Raw genomic sequence first — 22,935 nt, forward strand, 5'->3', positions numbered from 1 at the left:
CAGCAATCAGGCGGTGACGATCACGCTTTTTCCTGATCTTTCTGCTTTTCCTGCCTCCCTTTACGCTTCTGTTCAGCTCGCGCTTTGGCTTTGGCCGCTTCGCTCATGTCGTTACGGATCTGCGCGTGACTGATCAGGGCAAAAATCAGCGTACCGCCGGTGATGTTGCCCAGCAGGGTGGGCAGTGCAAACGGCCACAAAAACTCCTGCCACGGCAGCGTGCCGGCAAATACCAGATACAGCACTTCAACCGATCCGACCACAATGTGTGCCAGATCGCCCAGCGCCACCAGCCAGGTCATCATCACGATCACCACAATTTTGGCGCCGCCAGCATAAGGAAACATCCACACCATGGTGGCGATGATCCAGCCTGAAATCACTGCGTTGGCAAACATTTCGCCCGGCGTGTGCTCCATCACTTTTTCGCTGATGGCGGTGAAGGCCTGGCGCGTAGCGTCATCGAAAATTGGCATATGATTAAACGCCAGCGCGCCCAGCGCGGTACCAATTAAATTGCCGATCAGCACCACGCTCCACAGCCGCAGTAGCAGCATAAAATTGCCGCCGGTGGGTTTATGCATCACCGGCAGTACGGCGGTGACGGTATTCTCAGTAAACAGCTGCTGGCGCGCCATAATCACGATGACAAAACCAAAGGTGTAGCCGAGATTCTCCAGCAGATAAGCGCCGGGCACGCCAGCGAGGTGCACCTGGAAAATGCCTTTCGCCATCAGCGAGGCACCCATCGATAAGCCGGCGGCAATCGCTGACCACAGCAGCGCCATGCCGTCGCGCTCCAGCTCCTTTTCCCCATCCTGCCGAATCTCTTCATGGATCGCCGCAGCCCGCGAGGGCAGGGCGTCTTCGTCCACTTCAATATCCGTGCCTTGTTCTTTTTCTTCACTGTCCACGTCATTGTCATGCGTGTTATTTGATGGCGATGGCTTCATTTTTTCTCCCGGTGATAATGCCAGTGCGTAATAAGCGTAGACGCTTTTAGCAAGGGCGAAATGTTACAAAGATTCAAATTAAGAGTAACAATAGATTAGCAAAGGTGGTTTTTTGAGCGCTTTCTTGATCTGATGCGCATGAATACCCCATTTGGGGGAAGGGGGAGCTTGCGCACAGACTTCGGCCCCTGGTTTGAATGTGGTATTATTCCCGCCTCATTTATTGCTATGAATCTCCCTTCTATGCTCGAAGTAATTAATCTCGCCTGCGTTCGCGATGAGCGAACCCTGTTCCACGGACTGAGTTTTCAGGTGCAGGCGGGCGATGTGGTGCAAATCGAAGGGCCTAACGGCGCAGGCAAAACTTCACTGTTGCGACTGCTGGCCGGGTTAAGCCGGCCAGAGCAGGGCGAAGTACGCTGGCAGCAGCAGTCGATTCGCCGGCAGCGCGAAATATGGCAGCAAAACCTGCTGTATCTCGGCCATCATCCGGGCGTGAAATCGGTGCTGTCGCCGCGGGAGAATCTGCATTTCTGGCACGGCGATCGCAGCGAAGACACGCTGTATGACGCGCTGGAGCAGGTCAATCTGCTGGGCTATGAAGAGGTGCCGGTGGCTCAGCTTTCTGCCGGGCAGCAGCGGCGCGTGGCGCTGGCGCGACTGTGGCTCAGCCCGGCTCCGGTGTGGATTCTGGATGAGCCGCTGACCGCCATCGACAAACACGGCGTGGAAAAATTAATGGCGCGCTTCGCCGATCATGCCGATAACGGTGGCGTGGTGATTCTGACGACCCATCAGGACCTGCCGGACAGCCATACGCGCGTGCGCAAAATTCGTCTTACATCGGAGTGGGCGTGATGCTTGGCCGGGTTATTCAGCGTGAGTTAAAGATTGCCTTTCGCAGCGGCGCGGAAGTGGTTAATCCGCTGTGGTTTTTTCTGATCGTGATTACGCTGTTCCCGTTAGGCATTGGCCCTGAGCCGCAGCAGCTGGCGCGCATCGCGCCTGGCGTCGCCTGGGTAGCCGCGCTGCTGGCATCGCTGCTGGCGCTGGAGCGGCTGTTTCGCGACGACTTTCTTGATGGATCGCTGGAGCAGCTGCTGTTGCTGCCGACGCCGCTGCCAATCACCGTGCTGGGCAAAGTGATTGCGCACTGGCTGATTACCGGACTGCCGCTGATTTTACTCTCGCCGCTGGCGGCGCTGCTGTTGTCGCTGGATTTTGCTGGCTGGCAGGCAATGGCGCTGACGCTGCTGATCGGCACGCCAACCCTGAGTTTTCTCGGTGCGATTGGCACCGGCCTGACCGTCGGGCTGCGGCGCGGCGGCGTATTGCTGAGTTTACTGGTGTTGCCGTTGTCGATACCGGTACTGATTTTTGCCAGCGCGGCGATTGACGCAGCCGGTCAGGGGTTACCGATCGGCGGTTATCTGGCGATTCTCGGCGCCATGCTGGCGGTCAGCGCCACGCTGTCGCCGTTTGCGACTGCTGCCGCGCTGCGCATCAGTCTGCATTAAGGCGGGCCTCCGGCAGAGAGGCCGCCATCCGAATTCTTGTTTAGTGTGAGCAATGTCAATGTGGAAATGGTTACACCAGTGGGCAAAGCCTGAGCGGCTTTACCAGCTATGCGGTCGCTTGATTCCCTGGTTCGCAATCCTGGGTGTCGGCGCGTTGCTGCTCGGCTGGATTTGGGGATTCGGCTTTGCGCCGGCGGATTATCAGCAGGGCAACAGCTTCCGCATCATGTACATTCACGTGCCGGCGGCGATGTGGTCTATGGGCGTCTATGCCTCGATGGCCATCGCCGCCTTCATCGGTCTGGTGTGGCAGATGAAAATGGCCGATCTGGCGGCTGCGGCGATGGCGCCGATTGGTGCGGTGTTTACCTTTATCGCACTGGTAACCGGCTCGGCGTGGGGCAAGCCGATGTGGGGCACCTGGTGGATTTGGGACGCGCGTCTGACTTCTGAACTGGTGCTGCTGTTCCTCTATATGGGCGTGATTGCGCTCTATCACTCTTTCGACGATCGCCGCACCGCCGGACGCGCGGCCGGCATCCTGATTCTGGTCGGCGTGGTTAACCTGCCAATTATTCACTTCTCCGTGCAGTGGTGGAACACGCTGCATCAGGGCTCGTCGGGCATTCTGCAACAGGCGATCGATCCCAGCATGCGCACGCCGCTGCGCTGGTCGATTCTCGGCTATCTGCTGGTGTTTGGTGCACTCACCCTGATGCGTCTGCGCAACCTGATTCTGTTTACCGAGCGTCACCGCCCGTGGGCGATTGACGTGGCGCAGGGAGGACGCAAAGCATGACGCCTGCCTTCTCATCGTGGAGCGAGTTTTTCGCCATGGGCGGTTATGCCTTTTACGTCTGGCTGGCCGTGTGTTTTACGCTGATTCCGCTGATCGGTCTGTTGCTGCACACCGTGTTGTTCCGTCGCCGCCTGCTGGCAGAGATTCGCCAGCGTCAGTCCCGCGAGCGCCGCATCCGCGCGGCAAAAGCTAAACAAGCTGCCAGTGAAGCAGCAGGAGAGTCCGTGTGAATATCCGTCGTCGTAACCGCCTGTATGTGGTGGTGGCGGTGCTGGTGGGCTTAGGCCTTGCCACGTCGCTGGTGATGTACGCGCTGCGTTCCAACATCGACCTGTTCTACACCCCGAGTGAAATTCTCTACGGCAAAGGTGAGGATCACCAGAAGCCGGAGGCCGGTCAGCGCCTGCGCGTCGGCGGCATGGTGATGCCCGGTAGCGTCAAACGCGATCCGAAAACGCTGGCGGTGTCGTTCAAACTGTATGATGCCAACGGCGTGGTCAGCGTCAGCTACGAAGGCATTCTGCCGGATCTGTTCCGTGAAGGGCAGGGCGTGGTGGCGCAGGGCGTGCTGGAGGACGGGAATCTGGTCAACGCCAAAGAGGTGCTGGCGAAGCACGATGAGAAGTACACGCCGCCGGAAATTCAGGACGCAATGAAGAAGAATCATAATGGACCGGCAGCGGCCTATCAGCAGGCGGGTACGCAATCATGATGCCGGAAATTGGCAGCTTTCTGCTGTGTCTGGCGCTGGGCTTAGCGCTGTTATTGAGTATTTATCCGCTGTGGGGCGCAGCGCGTCAGGATGGCCGACTGATGGCGCTGGCGCGTCCGCTCACCTGGGGCATGTTCCTGTGCATCGCCGCCGCGTTCCTCGTGCTGGTGCACGCGTTTGTGGTCAACGATTTTACCGTCGGCTACGTTGCCACCAACTCCAATTCGCTGCTGCCGGTGTATTACCGCATCGCCGCCACCTGGGGCGCGCATGAAGGATCGCTGCTGCTGTGGGTGCTGCTGCTCAGCACCTGGACATTAGCGGTGGCGATTTTCAGCCGCGGCATGCCACAGGATGCGCTGGCGCGCGTGCTGGCGGTGATGGGGATGATCAACCTCGGCTTCCTGTTGTTCATCATCCTCACCTCGAATCCGTTTACCCGCACGCTGCCGAACTTTCCGATTGATGGGCGCGACCTCAACCCGATGCTGCAGGATATCGGGCTGATCTTCCATCCGCCGCTGCTCTATATGGGCTATGTTGGCTTCTCGGTAGCGTTTGCCTTTGCCATTGCGTCGCTGATGGCGGGCCGGCTGGATACCGCCTGGGCGCGCTGGTCACGTCCGTGGACCACCGCGGCATGGGTATTTCTGACTATTGGTATCGTGCTCGGTTCCGCGTGGGCGTATTACGAACTCGGCTGGGGCGGCTGGTGGTTCTGGGATCCGGTCGAAAACGCGTCCTTTATGCCGTGGCTGGCCGGTACTGCGCTGATGCACTCATTGGCGGTGACAGAAAAACGCGGCAGCTTTAAGTCATGGACGGTGCTGCTGGCGATTACCGCGTTCTCATTAAGTCTGCTGGGCACCTTCCTGGTGCGTTCCGGCGTGCTGGTGTCGGTGCACTCGTTCGCCTCGGATCCGGCGCGCGGTATGTTTATCCTCGCCTTCCTGGTGATTGTCATCGGCAGTTCGCTGCTGCTGTACGCCCTGAAAGGGGGCCAGGTGCGCAGCCGCGTGCAGAGCGAAGCCTGGTCGCGCGAATCCTTCCTGCTGGGGAACAATGTGCTGTTGATTGCCGCAATGCTGGTGGTGCTGCTCGGTACGCTGCTGCCGCTGGTGCATAAACAGCTCGGGCTGGGCAGCATTTCGGTTGGCGAGCCGTTCTTCAATACCATGTTCACCTGGCTGATGGCGCCGTTCGCACTGATGCTCGGCATCGGGCCGCTGGTGCGCTGGCGCCGCGATGAGCCGCAAAAGCTGTGGAAGCGGCTCGGTGTGGGTCTGCTGGTGACGCTGATCCTGTCGATCGTGCTGCCGTGGCTGTTGCAGGATCGCATCGAAGCGATGACGGTGATTGGCCTGCTGATGGCCATCTGGGTGATCCTGCTGACGCTGATGGAGCTGCACGAACGCGCTACCCATCGGCATCGTTTTCTGGCGGGATTGCGCCATCTGTCGCGCAGCCACTGGGGCATGGTGCTGGGCCATCTTGGCGTGGCGGTGACGGTGGTGGGCATTGCCTTTAGCACCCAATACAGCGTTGAGCGTGACGTGCGCATGAAGGCCGGCGACAGCGTGGATATCCACAACTATCACTTTATTTTCCGCGACGTGCACAATCTGCAGGGCCCTAACTACAGCGGCGGCGTGGCGATTATTGATGTCACACGCAACGGTAAGCCAGAAGCGGTGCTGCATGCAGAGAAACGCTTCTATACCGCAGCGCGTACCATGATGACGGAAGCGGCGATCAGCGGTGGCTTCACGCGCGATCTCTACGCGGCGCTGGGCGAAGAGCTGGATGACGGTTCCTGGGCGGTGCGTATTTATTACAAACCCTTTGTGCGCTGGATCTGGTTCGGCGGCGTGTTTATGGCGGTGGGCGGCCTGCTGTGCCTGCTCGATCCGCGCTACCGCTCGCGCAAAAAAGCGCAGCGCGAGGAACTGGCATGAATAAAAAGATCCTGTTTATTCCTTTAGTCCTGTTTCTGCTGCTGGCGGCGGCGCTGCTGTGGCAGCTGACGCGCAACGCCAGCGGTGACGATCCTACGCGCCTCGAATCGGCGCTGATCGGTAAACCGGTGCCGGTATTTAAACTCGAAGCGCTGGATCAGCCGGGTAAAATCTATAACCAGCAGGTGCTGACCGATGGTAAACCGCTGCTGCTGAATGTCTGGGCCACCTGGTGCCCGACCTGCCGCGCCGAACATCAATATCTCAACACGCTGGCGGAGCAGGGCATCCGCGTGGTTGGCCTCAACTACAAAGACGATCGCAGCAAAGCCGTCACCTGGCTTAACACGCTCGGCAATCCATATGCGCTGAGCCTGTACGACGGCGACGGCATGCTCGGTCTGGATCTCGGCGTCTACGGCGCGCCGGAGACCTTCCTGATTGATGGCCACGGCATTATCCGTTACCGCCACGCCGGCGACATGAACGATCGGGTGTGGAATGAAGAGGTGAAGCCGCTGTGGCAGAAATACAGCAGGGAGGCCGGCGTATGAAGCAACTGCTTATGTTGATCGCGGGTCTGCTGCTGAGCACCAGCCTGTGGGCCGCAATCGATACTTATCAGTTCGATTCTGTCCAGCAGGAGGAGCAGTATCGCGAGCTCACCGCATCGCTGCGCTGCCCGAAGTGCCAGAACAACAGTATTGCCGACTCCAACGCGATGATTGCCGCCGACATGCGGCTGAAAGTGTATGAGCTGATGAAGCAGGGCCAGAGCCGCCAGCAGATCATTGATTACATGGTGGCGCGTTACGGCAACTTCGTCACTTATGAACCGCCGGTGACGCCGTCGACGCTGATTCTGTGGGTTGGGCCGGCGCTGTTTGTGGTGCTTGGCGGGCTGATTATTATTCTGCGCAGCCGACGCGGCAACGCGCACAGCGAGCTGGATGACGATGAACAACAGCGCCTTGCGGCGATTCTGAAGCGTGACGGGAAGCCGTAATGACTGGATTCTGGATTACCCTGATTATTTTACTGGCGGCGGCGACGGCGCTGTTTGTCGGTGCCGGCTGGCGGCAGCGTCAGGCCAGCAGCGGCGATCGCGATCGTCTCAATACCGATTTTTATCAGCAGCGTCTGCGCGAGCTGGAGCATGACGAAGCCGAGGGCGTGGTCAGTGAACGTCCGGAGATGGTGCGTGAACTGCAGCAAACGCTGCTGACCGACGTGCCCGGCGACGCGGCGGCACGCGCGCATCACAGCAGCCGCTGGGTACTGCTGCCGGGCGTGATCGTCCTGGTGCTGGTGTCGGTGGGCGTTTATCTGAAAACCGGTGGCCTCGCCCAGCTGGCGGGCTGGCAGAGCGTGCAGCAGGAGTACCCGGCGCTGCGCGCCCGGGTGATGGATCCCAATGCGCAGCCGCTGACCATGGAAGAGCTGGCGCGTCTGCAGCTCGGCCTGCGCACCTCGCTGCAAAACGATCCGCAAAACCTCAATGACTGGGCGATGCTGGGCCGCCTCGGCATGGTGCTGAACAACGCCACCGATGCCAGCCAGGCCTTTGAGCACGCTTTGCAGCTGGCGCCGGATAACCTTGAACTGCAGCAGGATTATGCCGAAGTGCTGACGCGCTCCAGCGATCCGCAGGATAACCGCCAGGCCAATATGCTGCTGAAAGACCTGCTGAAGCGCGACCACAGCAACGTGCGCACCCTCAGTCTGCTGGCGTTCAATGCCTTTGAGCAGCAGCAGTATGGCGAAGCGATTGGCGCATGGCAGGTGATGCTGAAGCTGCTGCCGGCCGGCGATCGACGCATTACCATGATAGAGCGCAGCATTGAACAAGCGAAAACCGACGCGGGACAGCAAAATAGCCAGCTGGCATTGACGGTGAGCTTAACGCCAGAGGCAGAAAAAATGTTACCGCCGGGCGGAGTGTTGTATATTTCTGTGTCTGACGGTGTTTCACCGGTGCCTGTGGCTGTAAAGCGTTTACCGCTCAGCCACTTCCCGCTATCGCTTACGCTGGATGACAGCAACGCCATGATGCCGGACCGCCTGCTTTCGGCGCAGCATCAGGTGCAGGTCAGGGTGCGCATTTCGCGCGATGGTAGTGCTAATCCGCAGTCCGGCGACTGGTTTGGTTTAAGCGCGGTCACCCCCTGGGATGGTCACCAGCCGATGGCTGTTGAGGTCAATCAGCAGCAGCCCTGAAGCGATACACCTTTTATCTGCACAGGGAGAGAAGAATGAATAATCGCCTGACCGGCCTGGCGCTGGCCAGTTTACTGCTGGTGGGATGTGCCAGTTCCAAACCGGCCGACGAGACGACGCCTGCGCAGCGCAGCGATCCGCTCGAAGGGTTCAACCGCACGATGTTTAACTTCAACTACAACGTGCTGGATCCCTATGTGGTGCGCCCGGTGGCGGTTGCCTGGCGTGATTACGTGCCGGTGCCGGCCCGTACCGGGCTGAGCAACTTCCTCGGTAACCTTGATGAACCGGCCAGCATGGTGAACTCGATTCTGGTCGGCGAGCCGCGTCAGGCGGGCATTCACTTTACCCGTTTCTTCCTGAATACCGTGCTCGGCCTTGGCGGTTTCATCGACGTCGCCGGCAAAGCCAATCCTCAGCTGGCGCGTGAAGTGCCGCACCACTTTGGCAGCACGCTGGGCCGTTATGGCGTTGGCTACGGTCCGTACGTGGTGCTGCCAGGTTACGGCAGCTTTACCGTGCGTCAGGATGGCGGCGACTACGTCGATACGCTTTATCCGGTGCTGAGCTGGCTTACCTGGCCGATGTCGATTGGTAAATGGACGCTGGAAGGGGTGGAAACGCGCGCGCAGCTGCTTGATTCCGATGGCCTGCTCAGACAGCAGCAGGATCCGTACGCCTTTATCCGCAACGCCTATTTCCAGCGTAACGATTTCCTCGCCAGCGGCGGCAAGCTGAAGCCGGAGGAGAACCCGAACGCCAGCGCGATTCAGGACGATTTAAAAGATATCGACTCTCAATAAATGACAACGGCGACCAACAGGTCGCCGTTTTGTTTTCAGCTGCCGACCCGCATGGGCCGCTGCACTGATTATCAGAATTTGTAGTTAAAGTTAGCGCCGTACAGCCAGGCCTTACCTTCGGAATTAAAGGTATAAGGACCTTCTTTCACCGTCACGTGCTGACCGTGCATATAGGAAACCCCGACATCAACCGACGCGTCCGGCGTGAAGGCGTAAGACGCACCGGCGCTCAGCCACAGGCGATCCTGATCCGGAATCGAGATGGAGCGTTTATCCGCCGGCACCGGGCTGTCATCAAACGCGATACCGGTACGGAACGTCCAGTTATCGTCGTAGTTGTAAGTGGTACCTAACGCGATGCGATATGCATCACGGTAGCCTTCATCTTTATAGAACAGCGTCTGGCCGTTGCTGCCGGTGGCTTTCAGCTCCTGGAACTGGCTCCAGCTGGTATAGGCGAGGCTGTAGTGCACCGCCCACTGTGGCGCCACTTTATGCCAGCCGGACACTTCCCACATTTCCGGCAGGTTCAGCGTCAGCGAACCCGGAATGGTGGCGCCGCTGGTGCCATACGGCAGACCCAGCGCAATCGCCTGCGGCGTGCCGTTGAAGGCGCGCGGGATATTGCTCTTATAGTCGCCGTCGAAGTCGATCTTCACTTTGGAACGATAGGTGAAGCCGAAGCGGTTGTTTTTATCCACTTCATACAGGATACCGGCGTTCCAGCCGTAGCCCCATTCGTCACCTTTCAGGTGCGCGACCTGGGTATCGGCCGGCAGACCGGCGCGGGCACCGGCTTCACCGGCGTAGCGCTCAATTTTCGCTTTGGCGTACACCGCGTCAAAGCCGACGCCGAAGCTGAAGTTATCATTTAACCGATAAGCGGTGCTGAGGTTGAAGTTGCCGGTCATCAGATCGGTTTTGCCACCGAAGCCGCCCGCGGTGTAGCCGTTATTAAATTCGGTGGCCAGACCGTAGTTCGAGGTGGCCGAGGCGCCAATCCACCACTGATCATTAATCGGATGCACATAATGGATGTTCGGGATCCACTGGTTTGGCGCAATATTGCTGGCGTTGAGGCTGTTGCCGGTCGGGCTGTTACCGCTGATATCCACTTCCGGGTCGATATAGACGGCACCGATGGAGAAAGAAGGGCGGTCCATCAGGGCCATAGTGGCTGGGTTACGGCTGGCAGAGGCGGCGGTATCACCCATGGCGCCTTCACCGGAATAGGCGCGGCCCAGGCCGATTGCTGAGAATTCGTTAAGTTGAAAGCCTGCGGCGTAGACGTGAGAAGAGACGAGCGCCACTGCAGCTGCCACAGCTGACTTTGCAAACAGGTTCTTATGGTTCATGACCACAACCTCATCTAAATTATTATTAAACGTAGTTACGTCGCGTAACAAAGGACGGCGGATTGTAGGGACTGACGATACAGACACATATCAGACCAGTGCGACGAGTATAGGTCCGACCTGTGTATTTGTTGCAATATTGTTTTTAAAATATTTCTGCTTTGATCGATAAAATCAGATCTGCTTAACAAAATCCTTGCGGTTCTGCTCTAGCATAGCGAGTCAAATTTGTTTTGGATCAAATTTTAGTGTGATATTCGTCACTTAGCGGGCGGAAGATAGCCGCGACGTGGCATCCGGCGTACACTTTGCAGCAGAAAATGATCCGATAGTGTTGATTTATCGTCAGGAGAAAAACATGACTGATGCCATTAGAAACTGTAGTGCGAACGAAACGGCAGCCTGCTGCTGCGTTGACGTGGGCACCGTGATGGACAATACCGATTGCAGCGCCAGCTGGTCAGGCATGTTCGCTGACCGTCAGGCGGCAGAAGCAATGCTGGCCGAGCTGAGCGCCAAAGCGCGCCAGGTCGAGTCCGATCCGTGCGAGATTCATTCGCGCTTTACCGACGAAGCAGACGGCGTGCGCCTGGACGTCGATTTCACCTTTGCCTGCCAGGCCGAAACCCTGATTTTCCAGCTCGGCTTACGCTAATCCCGCCGCTGCCGACCCGCTTTTTCGGCAGCGTTGCCTCTTTTTCGTGTTACTCCTCGCACTTTTTTTCTTCTGTTATTGGCGACTTAGCAACACCTGGTTAACACTGATGATCAGGTCAGACCTGTTGGGCAATGATGCTCAGGTCGTAAATTACAGGTGAGTGCAATGAGCAAAGCGCAGCCGCTGCTGACGCGTCAGGGCGAACGTATCGCCATTACCCACGGATTACGCACCCCGTTTGCCCGCCAGGCAAGCGACTTTCACGGCATTCCGGCGCTGGAGCTGGGGCGCATGGTGGTCAGCGAATTAATGGCGCGCAGCGAATTGCCGGTGGAGGTGATCGATCAGCTGGTGTTCGGCCAGGTGGTGCAGATGCCGGAAGCCCCCAACATCGCGCGTGAAATCGTGCTGAGCAGCGGGCTGAGCGTGCACACCGATGCCTACAGCGTGAGCCGTGCCTGCGCCACCAGCTTTCAGGCGGTGGCCAACGTGGCGGAAAGCCTAATGGCCGGCACTATCGATGCCGGCATTGCCGGCGGTGCCGACTCCTCCTCGGTGCTGCCGATTGGCGTCAGCAAAACGCTGGCGCGCGCGCTGGTTGACCTTAACAAAGCCCGCACCCTGAGCAAAAAATTACACATCTTACGCCGCCTGCGCCCACGCGATCTGTTGCCGGTGCCGCCGGCCGTGGCGGAATACTCCACCGGTTTACGCATGGGCGACACCGCCGAGCAGATGGCCAAAACGCACGGTATTACGCGTGAGCAGCAGGACGCGCTGGCGCTGCGCTCGCACCAGCGTGCCGCACAGGCCTGGCAATCCGGCGTGCTGGCGCAGGAAGTGATGCCGGCGTTTGTGCCGCCGTGGAAAGCACCGATTGAGCAGGACAACAATATTCGCTTCAACGCCAGCGCGGCGGATTATGCAAAGCTGCGTCCGGCGTTTGACCGTCGCCACGGCTCGGTCACCGCGGCCAACAGCACGCCGCTGACCGATGGCGCGGCGGCGCTGATTCTGATGCGCGAAGGGCGCGCGCGTGAGCTGGGCATTACACCGCTCGGTTACCTGCGCAGCTATGCGTTTGCCGCGATTGATGTCTGGCAGGACATGCTGCTCGGACCGGCTTACGCATCACCGCTGGCGCTGGATCGCGCCGGCATTACCCTCGGCGATCTGACGCTGATCGACATGCATGAAGCCTTTGCCGCGCAAACGCTGGCCAACCTCAGGCTGTTTAACGATGAACGCTTTGCGCGCGAGGTGCTGAAGCGCGATCGCACGCTGGGCGAAGTCGACGAGACGCGTTTCAACGTGCTGGGCGGTTCCATCGCCTACGGTCATCCGTTCGCCGCCACCGGCGCGCGCATGATCACGCAAACGCTGCATGAGCTGCGGCGGCGCGGCGGCGGCTTAGGGCTGGTGACCGCCTGTGCCGCTGGCGGATTAGGCAGCGCGATGGTTCTGGAGGCCGAATAATGAGTGAATCTGCATTCCATTTACAGATGCGTCCGGATCACGTTGCGGTGATCACCATTGATGTTCCGGGCGAAAAGATGAACACCCTGAAAGCGGAGTTTGTGCCGCAAATCCGCGCGGTGCTGGCGGAGGCGCGCAGCGATGCGCAGCTGGCGGGCCTCGTGCTGATTTCGGGCAAACGCGACAACTTTGTCGCCGGTGCGGACATCAGCATGATCGCCAGTTGTGAAACGGCGCAGCAGGCTGAAGCGCTGGCGCGGCAGGGACAGGAAGTAATGGCGGAGATCGCCGCGCTGCCGTTCCCGGTGGTCGCCGCCATTCATGGAGCCTGTCTTGGCGGCGGGCTGGAGCTGGCGCTGGCCTGCGATGCGCGCATCTGCTCGCTGGATGAGAAAACCCGTCTCGGCCTGCCAGAGGTGCAGCTCGGCCTGTTGCCCGGTTCCGGCGGCACCCAGCGGTTGCCGCGTCTGATTGGTGTGCAGCAGGCGCTGCCGCTGATCCTCAGCGGCAAACAGCTGCGCGCTAAGCAGGCGCTGAAGCTTGGCCTGGTGGATGATGCGGTGCCGCAGGCGATTCTGCTGGCAACCGCCGTGGCACGTGTCCATAAAGGAAAGCATGCCACACGCAGCCTGTCGCGCCGCGATCGCCTGCTGCAGGGGCCGCTGGCGCGTCCGCTGCTGTTTACGCTGGCCAAACGCCAGACCGACGGTAAAACCCACGGTAACTATCCGGCCACCGACCGTATTTTGCAGGTGGTGCGCATCGGTCTGGAGCAGGGCAGCGCCGCCGGTCACGCCGCGGAAGCGCGTGCGTTTGGCGAGCTGGCGATGACCGCGCAGTCGGCCGCACTGCGCAGCCTGTTTTTTGCTTCCACCGCCCTGAAGAAAGAGCCGATGGCGGATGCGCCGCCGCGCCCGCTGCAGCAGATTGGCGTGCTGGGCGGCGGGCTGATGGGCGGTGGGATTGCCAGCGTCACCGCGCTGAAAGCCGGTCTGCCGGTGCGAATCCGCGATATCAACCTTAACGGCGTTAACCACGCGCTGCAGTACAGCTGGGATTTGCTGAGCAAAAAGGTAAAACGTCGCCAGCTCAAGCCGGCGGAACGCCAGCAGCAGATGGCGCGCATCAGCGGCGGCACCGATTATCAGGGCTTCCGCCAGCGCGATCTGGTGATCGAAGCGGTGTTTGAGGATCTGGCGCTGAAGCAGCAAATGGTGGCCGAGATTGAAGAACACTGTCAGCCGCACACCATCTTTGCGTCTAACACCTCCTCGCTGCCGATTGCGCAGATCGCCGCCGGCGCGCAGCGCCCGGAGAATGTTATCGGCCTGCACTTCTTCAGTCCGGTAGACAAGATGCCGCTGGTCGAGGTGATTCCGCATAGCGGCACTTCAGCACAGACGCTGGCCACCACGGTGGATCTGGCGCGTCGTCAGGGCAAAACCGCCGTGGTGGTCGCCGACCGTCCCGGCTTTTATGTTAACCGCATTCTCGCGCCCTATATAAATGAAGCCATGCGTTGTCTGCTGGAGGGCGAGCCCATTGAACACATTGATAGCGCACTGGTGAAATTTGGTTTCCCGGTCGGCCCGCTGCAGCTGCTGGATGAAGTCGGTATTGATGTCGGCAGCAAAATCAGCCCGATTCTCGAACAGGCTTACGGTTCACGCTTCAGCGCGCCGCAGGCGGTGAGCGCTATCCTGGCTGACGATCGTAAAGGGCGCAAAAACCAGAAAGGTTTTTATGATTATCAGCGCACGCGCTGGCCGCGCAAACGTCAGGCCGATGCCAGTCTGTACCGCCTGCTGCAGTTAAAACCCCAGGCGAAACAGAGCGAGCAGCAGATCGCCACGCGCTGTGTGATGCTGATGCTCAACGAGGCGGTACGTTGTCTCGACGAAGCGGTGATCCGCAGTGCCCGCGATGGCGACATCGCGGCAGTGTTTGGCATCGGGTTCCCGCCGTTTCTTGGCGGGCCGTTCCGCTATATTGACCAGCGTGGTGCGGGCGAGATCGTCAATACATTACGTACATTAATGCAGCAATACGGCGAGCGTTTTACGCCCTGTGACGCGTTAGTGGCAATGTCAGAAGGGAAAACGAATTTTTACACTTCTGCACATTCATGAATAGCCGCACGGATTCAGCGGGTTAGAATCGGGGCCGCACAGTGCCTGGCGCGGCACCATTCTGAGATATGCTTATTTAATAAACAACCGGTTGACTATACTCAAGCCATTGGGGTAAAACACAGCGTTCATTCGCAGAATGAAGCGTCTGGTGCTGTGGTACCCGGCGATATCGACAAACAACAGCGGTGCTTTATGCAAGTTTTTATCATGCGTCACGGCGACGCAGCTCTGGAAGCAGCGAGTGATGCGGTTCGTCCTCTCACCCTGTGTGGCTGCGACGAATCACGTCAGATGGCGAGCTGGCTGAATGGTCAGACGCCGGGAATCGATAAGGTGCTGGTCAGCCCTTATCTGCGCGCCGGGCAAACGCTCGCCACGGTACGTGAAGCGCTGAAACTGCCGGAAGGGCAGGAAGTGCTGCCAGAACTGACGCCAGGCGGCGATCCGGGCATGGTCGCCTGCCATTTACAGGCGCTGGCAGTGCAGGGGGCGCACGCGGTGCTGGTGATTTCGCATCTGCCGCTGGTCGGCTATCTGGTTTCCGAACTCTGCCCGCAGGAAGCGCCACCGATGTTCGCCACCTCCGCCATTGCCTGCGTGGAGTTTGATGCCGACGCCTGTGAAGGCAAGCTGGCGTGGCAGGTGAGTCCGGCCAAATTAGCCAAAGCCATGTAATTCCCCGTCATACTTCAGGCCGCAGCTGCGTTAGCTGCGTCAATTCACCCCAGTCACTTACTGATGTAAGCTCCTGGGGATTCATTTCCTTGCCGCCTTGCTGCGACCTGAATTATTTCGGGGAATGATGTGCGTAATATTCCTGAACCGCCGCTGAATAAATACCTGGCCTGTCAGGGTAACTCTGGCGGTTGCCACTCTTCGACTTCAATCAATACCAGCAGCGCGGCGTCGCCGCCAAACAGTTTGGGTGCCTGGTGAAACGCCATCACGTGCGGATGCTGTGCCAGCCACAGCGGGGTTTGCTGCTTGAGAATGTGCTTGCCGTGGCCGGTCATCACGCTGGCACAGAAGATATGTTCGCGGCGGCAGGCGGCAATCAGCGCGCCGAGTTCCTGTTTCGCCTGAAGCTGGGTTAACCCGTGCAGATCGAGAAAAATCTCTGGCGTGTAATCGCCACGCCGCAATTTTTTCAGCTCGTAATGGCTGACGTCGGCGCGCACGTAGCGCGTCGGCCCGTCGCTGGAGAGCAGGGGCTGAAACTCGTCGGAGAAATAATGGCTGTTATCGGCCTGCTCAGACAGCAGCCGCTTCAGCGGCACTTCACGGCTTTTCACTGCCGGTTTGTGCACGATCGTATCCTGTTTCAGCTGGCGCGTACCGCTCATTAGCTGGCGGAACAGCGCCTGGTCGTCCTGGCTTAGCGGCGTCTTTTTACTCATGTCTCAGTGAATCATCAGAAATGGCGGGTGTCTGGCCGTTACCTTACCGCTAAGCGTCAACAAATGTCAGCTTTTTCACCTCGCTGCGCTGAATTCTGCCCGGCTTCATGGCACACTATCGGCCGATTGATTTTATGGCCTGCGGAGGGCTACGTGGACAAGATTTTCGTCGATGAGGCAGTGAACGAACTGCACACCATTCAGGATATGCTGCGCTGGGCAGTAAGCCGCTTTTCGGCGGCGGGCATCTGGTACGGCCACGGCACGGACAATCCCTGGGACGAAGCGGTCCAACTGGTGCTGCCGACGCTGTGGCTGCCGCTGGATATTCCGGAAGACATGCGCCACGCGCGTCTGACCGCCAGCGAACGTCACCGCATCGTGGAACGCGTAATCCGTCGCGTTAACGAGCGCATTCCGGTGGCCTATCTCACCAACAAAGCCTGGTTCTGCGGCCATGAATTCTACGTCGATGAGCGCGTGCTGGTGCCGCGTTCACCGATTGGCGAGCTGATCGAAAACCGCTTTGCCGGCCTGATCAACGAAGCGCCACGCCACATTCTCGATATGTGCACCGGCAGCGGCTGCATCGCCATCGCCTGTGCGTACGCCTTCCCGGAAGCGGAAGTGGATGCCGTCGATATCTCCACCGACGCGCTGGCCGTGGCTGAACAGAATATTGAAGAGCACGGTCTGCTGCATCACGTCACGCCGATTCGCGCCGACCTGTTCCGCAATCTGCCGCAGGTTAAATATGATCTGATCGTCACCAACCCGCCGTACGTCGATGCCGAAGACATGGACGACCTGCCGAACGAATATCGCCACGAGCCGGAGCTCGGTCTGGCCGCGGGCAGCGACGGCCTGAAGCTGGTGCGCCGCATCCTGGCCTGCGCGCCGGACTACCTCAGCGAGCAGGGCGTGCTGATTTGCGAAGTCGGTAACAGCATGGTGCACATGATGGAGCAGTATCCGGACGTGCCTTTTACCTGGCTGGAGTTTGATAACGGCGGTGACGGCGTGTTCATGCTGACGCGCGACCAAATCGTCGCGGCGCAGTCGCACTTCTCATTCTATAAAGACTAAAAATCGGGGCGAGCGCTCGCCCGCAACATCGCAACAAGGAACCCCCATGGCCGGAAACAGCATCGGACAACTTTTTCGCGTTACCACCTTTGGCGAGTCGCACGGTATTGCGCTTGGCTGCATTGTTGATGGTGTGCCGCCCGGCATCCCGCTGACCGAAGCCGATATTCAGCACGATCTCGATCGTCGTCGTCCCGGCACTTCGCGCTATACCACCCAGCGCCGCGAGCCGGATCAGGTGAAGATTTTGTCCGGCGTGTTTGAAGGCGTCACCACCGGCACCTCCATCGGTCTGCTGATTGAAAACACCGACCAGCGTTCGCAGGATTACAGCGCGATTAAAGATCTGTTCCGTCCCGGCCATGCGGATTACACTTACGAACAGAAATATGGCCTGCGCGACTATCGCGGCGGCGGCCGCTCCTCGGCCCGCGAAACCGCCATGCGCGTAGCGGCCGGTGCCATTGCTAAAAAGTATCTGCAGATGAAGCACGGCATCGTGGTGCGCGGCTATCTGGCGCAGATTGGCGACATCGCCTGCGAGCTGAAAGACTGGAGTATTGTGGAAGATAACCCGTTTTTCTGCCCCGATGCCGCCAAACTCGATGCGCTGGACGAACTGATGCGCGCGCTGAAAAAAGAGGGCGACTCCATCGGTGCCAAAGTCACGGTAATGGCCGAAAACGTGCCGCCGGGCCTCGGAGAGCCGGTGTTCGATCGCCTTGACGCCGATCTGGCGCACGCGCTAATGAGCATCAACGCGGTGAAAGGCGTGGAGATCGGTGATGGTTTCGCGGTGATCAACCAGCGCGGCAGTCAGCATCGTGATGAAATCCGCAGCAACGGGTTTCAAAGCAACCATGCCGGTGGCATTCTCGGCGGGATCAGCAGCGGTCAGACCATCAGCGCCAACCTGGCGATGAAGCCCACTTCCAGCATCACCGTGCCGGGCAACACCATCACCCGCGACGGCGCGGAAGTGGAGATGATCACTAAAGGCCGTCACGATCCCTGTGTTGGCATCCGCGCGGTCCCGATCGCGGAAGCGATGATGGCGATTGTGCTGATGGATCACCTGCTGCGCCAGCGTGGGCAGAATGCTGACGTCAACAGCAGCGTCCCGCGCTGGTAAGCCGCATGATACGCCGCCTGCTTCTCTCCCTTGCCGCGCTGCTGTGCAGTGCGGTCAGCCTGGCTGCCACCCCGTGGCAGCAAATCCATCAACCGATTGCCGGCAGCCCGCAGTCCATCGGCAGCTTTGCCAACGGCTGTATCGTCGGGGCGCAGCAGCTGCCGCTCAACTCGCCCAACTATCAGGTGATGCGTCAGGATCAGCGCCGCTATTACGGCCATCCGGACCTGATCGCCTTTATCCAGCGCCTCAGCACCCAGGCGCATCAGCTGCAGCTGGGCCAGGTGCTGATTGGTGATATGGGCATGGCCGCCGGCGGACGCTTTAGCAGCGGCCACGCCAGCCATCAGACCGGTCTCGACGTGGATATCTGGCTGCAGCTGCCGCAGAGCCGCTGGACGGCACAGCAGCTGCTAAAGCCGCAGCCGCTCGATCTGGTTGGGCCGGACGACCGCCAGGTCATCGCGCGTCACTGGCAGCCGCAGATCGACAGCCTGATCAAGCTGGCGGCGAAAGATGACGACGTCACGCGCATCTTCGTCAATCCGGCGATTAAAAAGCAGCTTTGTGCCGATGCCGGTAGCGATCGTGCGTGGCTCAACAAAGTGCGGCCGTGGTTCGCCCACCGGGCACACATGCACGTGCGCCTGCGCTGTCCGCCGGGCAGCCTGGAGTGTGAAGATCAGGCGCCACCGCCGCCGGGCGATGGCTGCGGCGCAGAGCTGGAAAGCTGGTTCCTGCCGAAGAAGCCAGGCACTACGCCGCCGGTGAAGAAGTCGCCGCCACCGTTGCCGCCTTCCTGCCAGGCGTTACTTGATAAGCATCTATTGTAGGAACCTGAGATGGATCTGTTTGTTGTCAGCCCGGTGGTACTTGGCGTGCTGTTTCTGGTCGCGGTGCTGGCGGCCTTTATTGATTCCATCGCCGGCGGTGGCGGTCTGCTGACCGTGCCGTCGCTGCTGGCGGCCGGTCTTTCGCCGGCGCAGGCGCTGGCGACCAACAAGCTGCAATCGGTCGGCGGCTCCTTCTCGGCCAGCCTCTATTTTGTGCGGCGCGGCGCGGTGAAGCTGCGCGAGCAGCGGCTGAATATCGCCATGACCTTTCTCGGCGCGATTGGCGGAACGCTGCTGATTCAGCATATTCAGGCTGAGATACTGCGCCAGATACTGCCGCTGCTGCTGATCAGCATCGGGCTGTGGTTCCTGCTGATGCCGCGTATTGGCGAGGCCGATCGCGAGCAGCGTCTGCACGGCCTGGCGTTTGCGCTGGTGGGCGGCGGCTGCGTCGGCTTTTACGATGGCTTCTTCGGCCCGGGTGCCGGCTCGTTCTATGCGCTGGCCTTCGTCACGCTTTGCGGCTTCAATCTGGCGAAAGCCACCGCCCACGCCAAAATCCTAAATTTCACCTCTAACTTCGCCAGTCTGCTGTTCTTTATGTTCGGCGGCAAGGTGGTGTGGGGCACCGGCGTGATTATGCTGCTGGGGGCGTTTATTGGCGCACGCCTCGGCGCCAGGCTGGTGCTGAGCCGTGGTCAGAAGCTGATTCGCCCGATGGTGGTGACGGTATCTGCCGTGATGAGCGCTAAGCTGTTGTGGGACAGCCACGGCAGTGTCATTCTCGCCTGGTTTGCCGCACTGTAATCCGCACTCGTCAAAACCGGCCGCCAGTGCGACAATGGCGGCGGTTTGTTTAAAGATTAAAATATTATGAGTAAAGAGCACCATTATCAGCAGCTGGTGGAGATTTTTGACGGCTGTTTTGCTGACGATTTTCAGACGCGTCTAATTAAAGGCGATGATGAACCTATTTATCTTCCAGCGGATGACACCTCACCGTGGCACCGCGTGGTGTTTGCCCATGGCTTTTACGCCAGCGCGCTGCACGAAATTTCGCACTGGTGTATTGCCGGTGAAGCGCGGCGCAAACTGGTAGATTTTGGTTACTGGTACTGCCCGGACGGGCGCGATGCGCAAACGCAGGGCCAGTTTGAAGCGGTGGAGATTAAGCCGCAGGCGCTGGAGTGGCTGTTCTGTGTGGCAGCCGGCTTTCCCTTCAACGTCAGCTGTGACAATCTCGACGGCGATTGTGAACCGGATCGCATCGCGTTTCAGCGCAAGGTGCATGCACAGGTAATGCATTATCTGCAGCACGGCATTCCGGCGCGTCCGGCGCGCTTTATTGATGCGTTAGCCAGCTATTATGGTACGCCTGCACTGACGGCGGCACAGTTTCCGTGGCCGGAAGATCTGTGAGCCGCACTCCGATAAATGAAGGATGATGAGAAGATGATCGTAGAATTCGAGTCCCGCATTCTGGCGCTGATTGACGATATGGTCGAACACGCCAGCGACGACGAACTGTTTGCCAGCGGTTATCTGCGTGGCCATCTGACGCTGGCAGTAGCGGAAATTGAGCAGAGCGGCGAACACACGCCGGAAGCGCTGCAAATTCAGGTCACCAACAGCCTGCAAAACGCCATCGCCGCCGGTGAGCTGTCGCCGCGCGACCAGGCGCTGGTAGTGGGCATGTGGGATAACCTGTTTACCCAGGCGCGCCTCACTGCCTGACTGGCCGGGGCGATCGCTCGCCCCGCGCTTTAGCGTCCTGCCTTTTTCCCTTTCAGCAATTTGCGCACCCAGTAACGGTTGGGATGCAGCGCCGCCAGCGTGCTGCTGTCCAGCGGCTGCGGCTCGCCGCTCATTTGCGCCGCCAGCACTTCTGCTGCCAGCGGTGCGCTGCACAGTCCGCGCGACCCCAGTGCGCCAAGCACGAACAGGCCGGGATGCACCGGCGCTTCCGCAATCTGCTCGCCGCGCGCGCGCTGCGCCGGTAAATCCGCATACTCACTGAGCGTCGCCGCGTAATCCGGCACGCTGCCGCTCATCGGCAGGTGATCGCGCGTGGCGCAGCGCACGCCGCTGCGCGCTTCATCAGCGCTGACGTCAACCTGCGTCGGCCAGCTGACCTGCGGCAGACAGTTAATCAGCCGCTGGCGATTCTCCTGCTGATCGTCGGCGCGGAAAGCGGTTGTCGTTTCACCGCGATGGTAGCTGGCACCGATGCAGTGCGTGGCAAAGTTCGGGCTGACCGGGGTGAGATAGCCGTCGTAACACAGCACGGTGCGCAGCGGGTTCAGCGCCGCGTTGGTCGGCACATGGCTGACCTGACCGGCCACCGCATACACCGGCAAATCGCGGCTTTGCCCGATCGCCTGCAGCGCATGGCCGTTAGCCAGCACCACCTGCTGATGGGTGACCGCGGGCTGGTGGGCGAACTGCAGCGTCCAGCCAGCCTGCTGGCGTGCCAGCTGCGTCACGCGATGCAGCCAGTGCATGCGCAGCCCCTGAGTCTGGGCATACTCCAGCAGATTGCTGGTGAGCTGTGACGGCGACAGCCAGCCGCCCTGCGGATAGAAAATGCCGCCGCAGTCGAGATCGACGCCGGCCAGCTGCTGCGCCTGCTGCGGGCTGACGCCGTGCGCCAGCTCGTGCGGCAGATCCATGCTCAGCATCTGCGCGATCTTCTCCGCGCTTTTGGCATCCCAGCCGAGCTGCAGCACGCCGCTCCACTGATGTTCGAACATCACCGGCAGCGCATCGTACAGGCGACGGGCAAAGCTGAATGCCGCCGGGAAAAAAGTGGCGAGCGCCGGATCGTGCTGGTTAAGCAGCGGATAGAGCGCGCCCTGACGGTTACCCGATGCGCCGAGCGCCGGGGCGGCATCGGCGCAGTACAGCGTAACCTGCCAGCCACGCCGCAGCAGCGCCAGCGCCAGCACCGCGCTGGCCACGCCGCCGCCAATCAGCGCCACCTCGCGGCTGGCGGCCTGCGGACGCGCATACCACGGCTGAGCCGGTAGCTGCCCGGGGGCGCTGTCCAGCACGCCGGTCAGCATTTCACGCTTGTGGCCGAAGCCTTTGCGCTTCGCCACGCTGAACCCGGCCTGCTGTAAGCCCCGCCGCACAAAGCCCGCCGAGGTAAAGGTGGCGAAGGTGCCGCCGGGACGCGCCAGCCGCGCCATGGCGGCGAACAGCGAAGGCGTCCACATCTCCGGGTTTTTCGCCGGCGCGAAGCCATCTAAAAACCACGCGTCAACCTGGCCGTTGAGGCTGTCATCAAAAGTATCAATCAGCGCGTTAATATCACCCAGCCACAGATCCAGCGTCACCTCGCCGCCATTGAACAGCAGGCGCTGACAGCCGGGCAGGGCCAGCGGCCACTGCTGCTGTAACTGTCCGGCCCACGGGGCCAGTTCTGGCCAGTGCGCGTGCGCGCTCACCAAATCGGCGTGGGTCAGCGGGTATTTTTCGCAGCTGATGAAGTGCAGGCGGCGCAAGCCGGCTTGCGGATGGGCGGCGCGGAAGCGATCGAACGCCTGCCACAGGGTAAGAAAGTTGAGTCCGGTGCCAAAACCGCTCTCGGCAACGATGAACAGATCGCGCGGATGTGCGGCAAATCGCTGCGGAAGATGGTTACCGTCGAGGAACACATAGCGCGTCTCCTCCAGTCCGTTGTCGTTGGAGAAATAGACGTCGTCGAACGCTCGGGAAACAGGTGTACCCTGATCGTTCCAGTTTAATTGCGCGTGTTCAACCGGGGATAACTTCACGGGAAAGGCTCATTTTTCAGGCAGTGGCGCGATTTTAGCGAGTGGCGTCACATGACGCAAATTTACAAAAGGAAATGGCTGATCGGACTTGTTCGGCGTACAACTGTAAGCTAGAGTGCACGTCAATCCAAAAG

24 protein-coding genes are annotated in these 22,935 nt (G+C 60.0%); 20 read left to right on the forward strand and 4 right to left on the reverse strand.

The genetic code is table 11. From position 1 onward, the window contains the following. Nucleotides 1-20 precede the first annotated feature (20 nt). Nucleotides 21-953: a formate/nitrite transporter family protein gene (locus tag AC6I79_RS06165; RefSeq protein ID WP_159378568.1), complete on the reverse strand. Its 933-nt coding sequence runs from the start codon at nt 951-953 to the stop codon at nt 21-23. Between the two features lie 243 nt (nt 954-1,196). Between AC6I79_RS06165 and ccmA the strand changes: the two genes are divergently transcribed. From ccmA to mlaA, 10 genes are read left to right on the forward strand one after another with little or no spacing between them, the layout of a single operon-like run. After that, on the forward strand, nt 1,197-1,811 hold the full coding sequence (gene ccmA / locus AC6I79_RS06170; protein ID WP_159378567.1) for a cytochrome c biogenesis heme-transporting ATPase CcmA: 615 nt from the start codon (nt 1,197-1,199) through the stop codon (nt 1,809-1,811). Further along, nucleotides 1,811-2,470 carry a heme exporter protein CcmB gene (gene ccmB, locus AC6I79_RS06175; protein WP_159378566.1) on the forward strand — a complete coding sequence of 220 codons (660 nt, stop codon included), beginning with the start codon at nt 1,811-1,813 and terminating at the stop codon, nt 2,468-2,470. The genes ccmA and ccmB overlap by 1 nt, the downstream gene beginning before the upstream one ends. 58 nt (nt 2,471-2,528) lie before the next feature. Then, entirely contained in the window at nt 2,529-3,269 is a 741-nt protein-coding gene (locus AC6I79_RS06180; protein WP_058769875.1) for a heme ABC transporter permease, read from the forward strand. Continuing rightward, nucleotides 3,266-3,499 (forward strand): heme exporter protein CcmD, encoded by a 234-nt coding sequence (gene ccmD / locus AC6I79_RS06185; RefSeq protein ID WP_058769876.1) that lies wholly within the window; start codon nt 3,266-3,268, stop codon nt 3,497-3,499. The genes AC6I79_RS06180 and ccmD overlap by 4 nt, the downstream gene beginning before the upstream one ends. After that, nucleotides 3,496-3,981 (forward strand): cytochrome c maturation protein CcmE, encoded by a 486-nt coding sequence (gene ccmE, locus AC6I79_RS06190; RefSeq protein WP_021509145.1) that lies wholly within the window; start codon nt 3,496-3,498, stop codon nt 3,979-3,981. The genes ccmD and ccmE overlap by 4 nt, the downstream gene beginning before the upstream one ends. Next, nucleotides 3,978-5,936 (forward strand): heme lyase CcmF/NrfE family subunit, encoded by a 1,959-nt coding sequence (locus tag AC6I79_RS06195; RefSeq protein ID WP_058769877.1) that lies wholly within the window; start codon nt 3,978-3,980, stop codon nt 5,934-5,936. The genes ccmE and AC6I79_RS06195 overlap by 4 nt, the downstream gene beginning before the upstream one ends. Then, nucleotides 5,933-6,490, forward strand: coding sequence for a DsbE family thiol:disulfide interchange protein (locus AC6I79_RS06200; RefSeq protein WP_058782039.1), 558 nt, complete (start codon nt 5,933-5,935; stop codon nt 6,488-6,490). Before AC6I79_RS06195 ends, AC6I79_RS06200 begins: the two co-directional genes overlap by 4 nt. Beyond that, a complete protein-coding gene (locus AC6I79_RS06205; RefSeq protein WP_498027628.1) occupies nt 6,487-6,942 on the forward strand; it encodes a cytochrome c-type biogenesis protein in 456 nt (151 codons plus the stop codon). Before AC6I79_RS06200 ends, AC6I79_RS06205 begins: the two co-directional genes overlap by 4 nt. Next, nucleotides 6,942-8,153 (forward strand): c-type cytochrome biogenesis protein CcmI, encoded by a 1,212-nt coding sequence (gene ccmI / locus AC6I79_RS06210; RefSeq protein ID WP_058769878.1) that lies wholly within the window; start codon nt 6,942-6,944, stop codon nt 8,151-8,153. Before AC6I79_RS06205 ends, ccmI begins: the two co-directional genes overlap by 1 nt. Nucleotides 8,154-8,188: 35 nt before the next feature. Then, nucleotides 8,189-8,956: a phospholipid-binding lipoprotein MlaA gene (gene mlaA, locus AC6I79_RS06215; protein WP_021509150.1), complete on the forward strand. Its 768-nt coding sequence runs from the start codon at nt 8,189-8,191 to the stop codon at nt 8,954-8,956. Nucleotides 8,957-9,027: 71 nt separating this feature from the next. Here mlaA and fadL read toward each other — a convergent pair whose 3' ends face one another. Further along, on the reverse strand, nt 9,028-10,311 hold the full coding sequence (gene fadL, locus AC6I79_RS06220; protein WP_021509151.1) for a long-chain fatty acid transporter FadL: 1,284 nt from the start codon (nt 10,309-10,311) through the stop codon (nt 9,028-9,030). A gap of 358 nt (nt 10,312-10,669) precedes the next feature. Between fadL and AC6I79_RS06225 the strand changes: the two genes are divergently transcribed. The 4 genes from AC6I79_RS06225 to sixA all read left to right on the forward strand — a co-directional run bounded on the left by AC6I79_RS06225 (nt 10,670) and on the right by sixA (nt 15,252). Then, complete coding sequence (locus AC6I79_RS06225; protein ID WP_498027629.1) at nt 10,670-10,966, forward strand: YfcZ/YiiS family protein; 297 nt, start codon at nt 10,670-10,672, stop codon at nt 10,964-10,966. Nucleotides 10,967-11,134: 168 nt separating this feature from the next. Further along, nucleotides 11,135-12,445, forward strand: a complete 1,311-nt coding sequence (fadI, locus tag AC6I79_RS06230) for an acetyl-CoA C-acyltransferase FadI (protein ID WP_459746801.1) — start codon at nt 11,135-11,137, stop codon at nt 12,443-12,445. Continuing rightward, a complete protein-coding gene (fadJ, locus tag AC6I79_RS06235) occupies nt 12,445-14,574 on the forward strand; it encodes a fatty acid oxidation complex subunit alpha FadJ (RefSeq protein WP_498027630.1) in 2,130 nt (709 codons plus the stop codon). The genes fadI and fadJ overlap by 1 nt, the downstream gene beginning before the upstream one ends. Nucleotides 14,575-14,769: 195 nt before the next feature. Then, the gene (sixA, locus tag AC6I79_RS06240; protein ID WP_021509155.1) at nt 14,770-15,252 is read left to right on the forward strand and encodes a phosphohistidine phosphatase SixA; all 483 of its coding nucleotides are present in this window, start codon (nt 14,770-14,772) and stop codon (nt 15,250-15,252) included. 173 nt (nt 15,253-15,425) lie between these two features. Here sixA and smrB read toward each other — a convergent pair whose 3' ends face one another. Next, complete coding sequence (gene smrB, locus AC6I79_RS06245) at nt 15,426-15,974, reverse strand: endonuclease SmrB (RefSeq protein WP_021509156.1); 549 nt, start codon at nt 15,972-15,974, stop codon at nt 15,426-15,428. Between the two features lie 153 nt (nt 15,975-16,127). Here smrB and prmB point away from each other — a divergent pair, with 153 nt between their 5' ends. The 6 genes from prmB (at nt 16,128) to AC6I79_RS06275 (ending at nt 20,759) form a co-directional block, all read left to right on the forward strand. Further along, a complete protein-coding gene (prmB, locus tag AC6I79_RS06250) occupies nt 16,128-17,060 on the forward strand; it encodes a 50S ribosomal protein L3 N(5)-glutamine methyltransferase (RefSeq protein WP_104093054.1) in 933 nt (310 codons plus the stop codon). A gap of 46 nt (nt 17,061-17,106) precedes the next feature. Further along, nucleotides 17,107-18,192: a chorismate synthase gene (gene aroC, locus AC6I79_RS06255; RefSeq protein WP_058775833.1), complete on the forward strand. Its 1,086-nt coding sequence runs from the start codon at nt 17,107-17,109 to the stop codon at nt 18,190-18,192. 5 nt (nt 18,193-18,197) lie between these two features. Further along, nucleotides 18,198-19,025, forward strand: coding sequence for a penicillin-insensitive murein endopeptidase (mepA, locus tag AC6I79_RS06260; RefSeq protein WP_249217909.1), 828 nt, complete (start codon nt 18,198-18,200; stop codon nt 19,023-19,025). A gap of 9 nt (nt 19,026-19,034) precedes the next feature. After that, complete coding sequence (locus AC6I79_RS06265) at nt 19,035-19,832, forward strand: sulfite exporter TauE/SafE family protein (protein ID WP_498027631.1); 798 nt, start codon at nt 19,035-19,037, stop codon at nt 19,830-19,832. 66 nt (nt 19,833-19,898) lie between these two features. Continuing rightward, nucleotides 19,899-20,444: an elongation factor P hydroxylase gene (locus tag AC6I79_RS06270; RefSeq protein ID WP_021509161.1), complete on the forward strand. Its 546-nt coding sequence runs from the start codon at nt 19,899-19,901 to the stop codon at nt 20,442-20,444. Nucleotides 20,445-20,477: 33 nt separating this feature from the next. Beyond that, the gene (locus tag AC6I79_RS06275) at nt 20,478-20,759 is read left to right on the forward strand and encodes a YfcL family protein (RefSeq protein WP_010617478.1); all 282 of its coding nucleotides are present in this window, start codon (nt 20,478-20,480) and stop codon (nt 20,757-20,759) included. 29 nt (nt 20,760-20,788) lie between these two features. Here AC6I79_RS06275 and mnmC read toward each other — a convergent pair whose 3' ends face one another. Next, nucleotides 20,789-22,801, reverse strand: a complete 2,013-nt coding sequence (gene mnmC, locus AC6I79_RS06280; RefSeq protein ID WP_498027632.1) for a bifunctional tRNA (5-methylaminomethyl-2-thiouridine)(34)-methyltransferase MnmC2/FAD-dependent 5-carboxymethylaminomethyl-2-thiouridine(34) oxidoreductase MnmC1 — start codon at nt 22,799-22,801, stop codon at nt 20,789-20,791. Nucleotides 22,802-22,935 lie beyond the last annotated feature (134 nt).

The sequence above is a fragment of the gamma proteobacterium symbiont of Scutellera amethystina genome, from assembly GCF_059730845.1.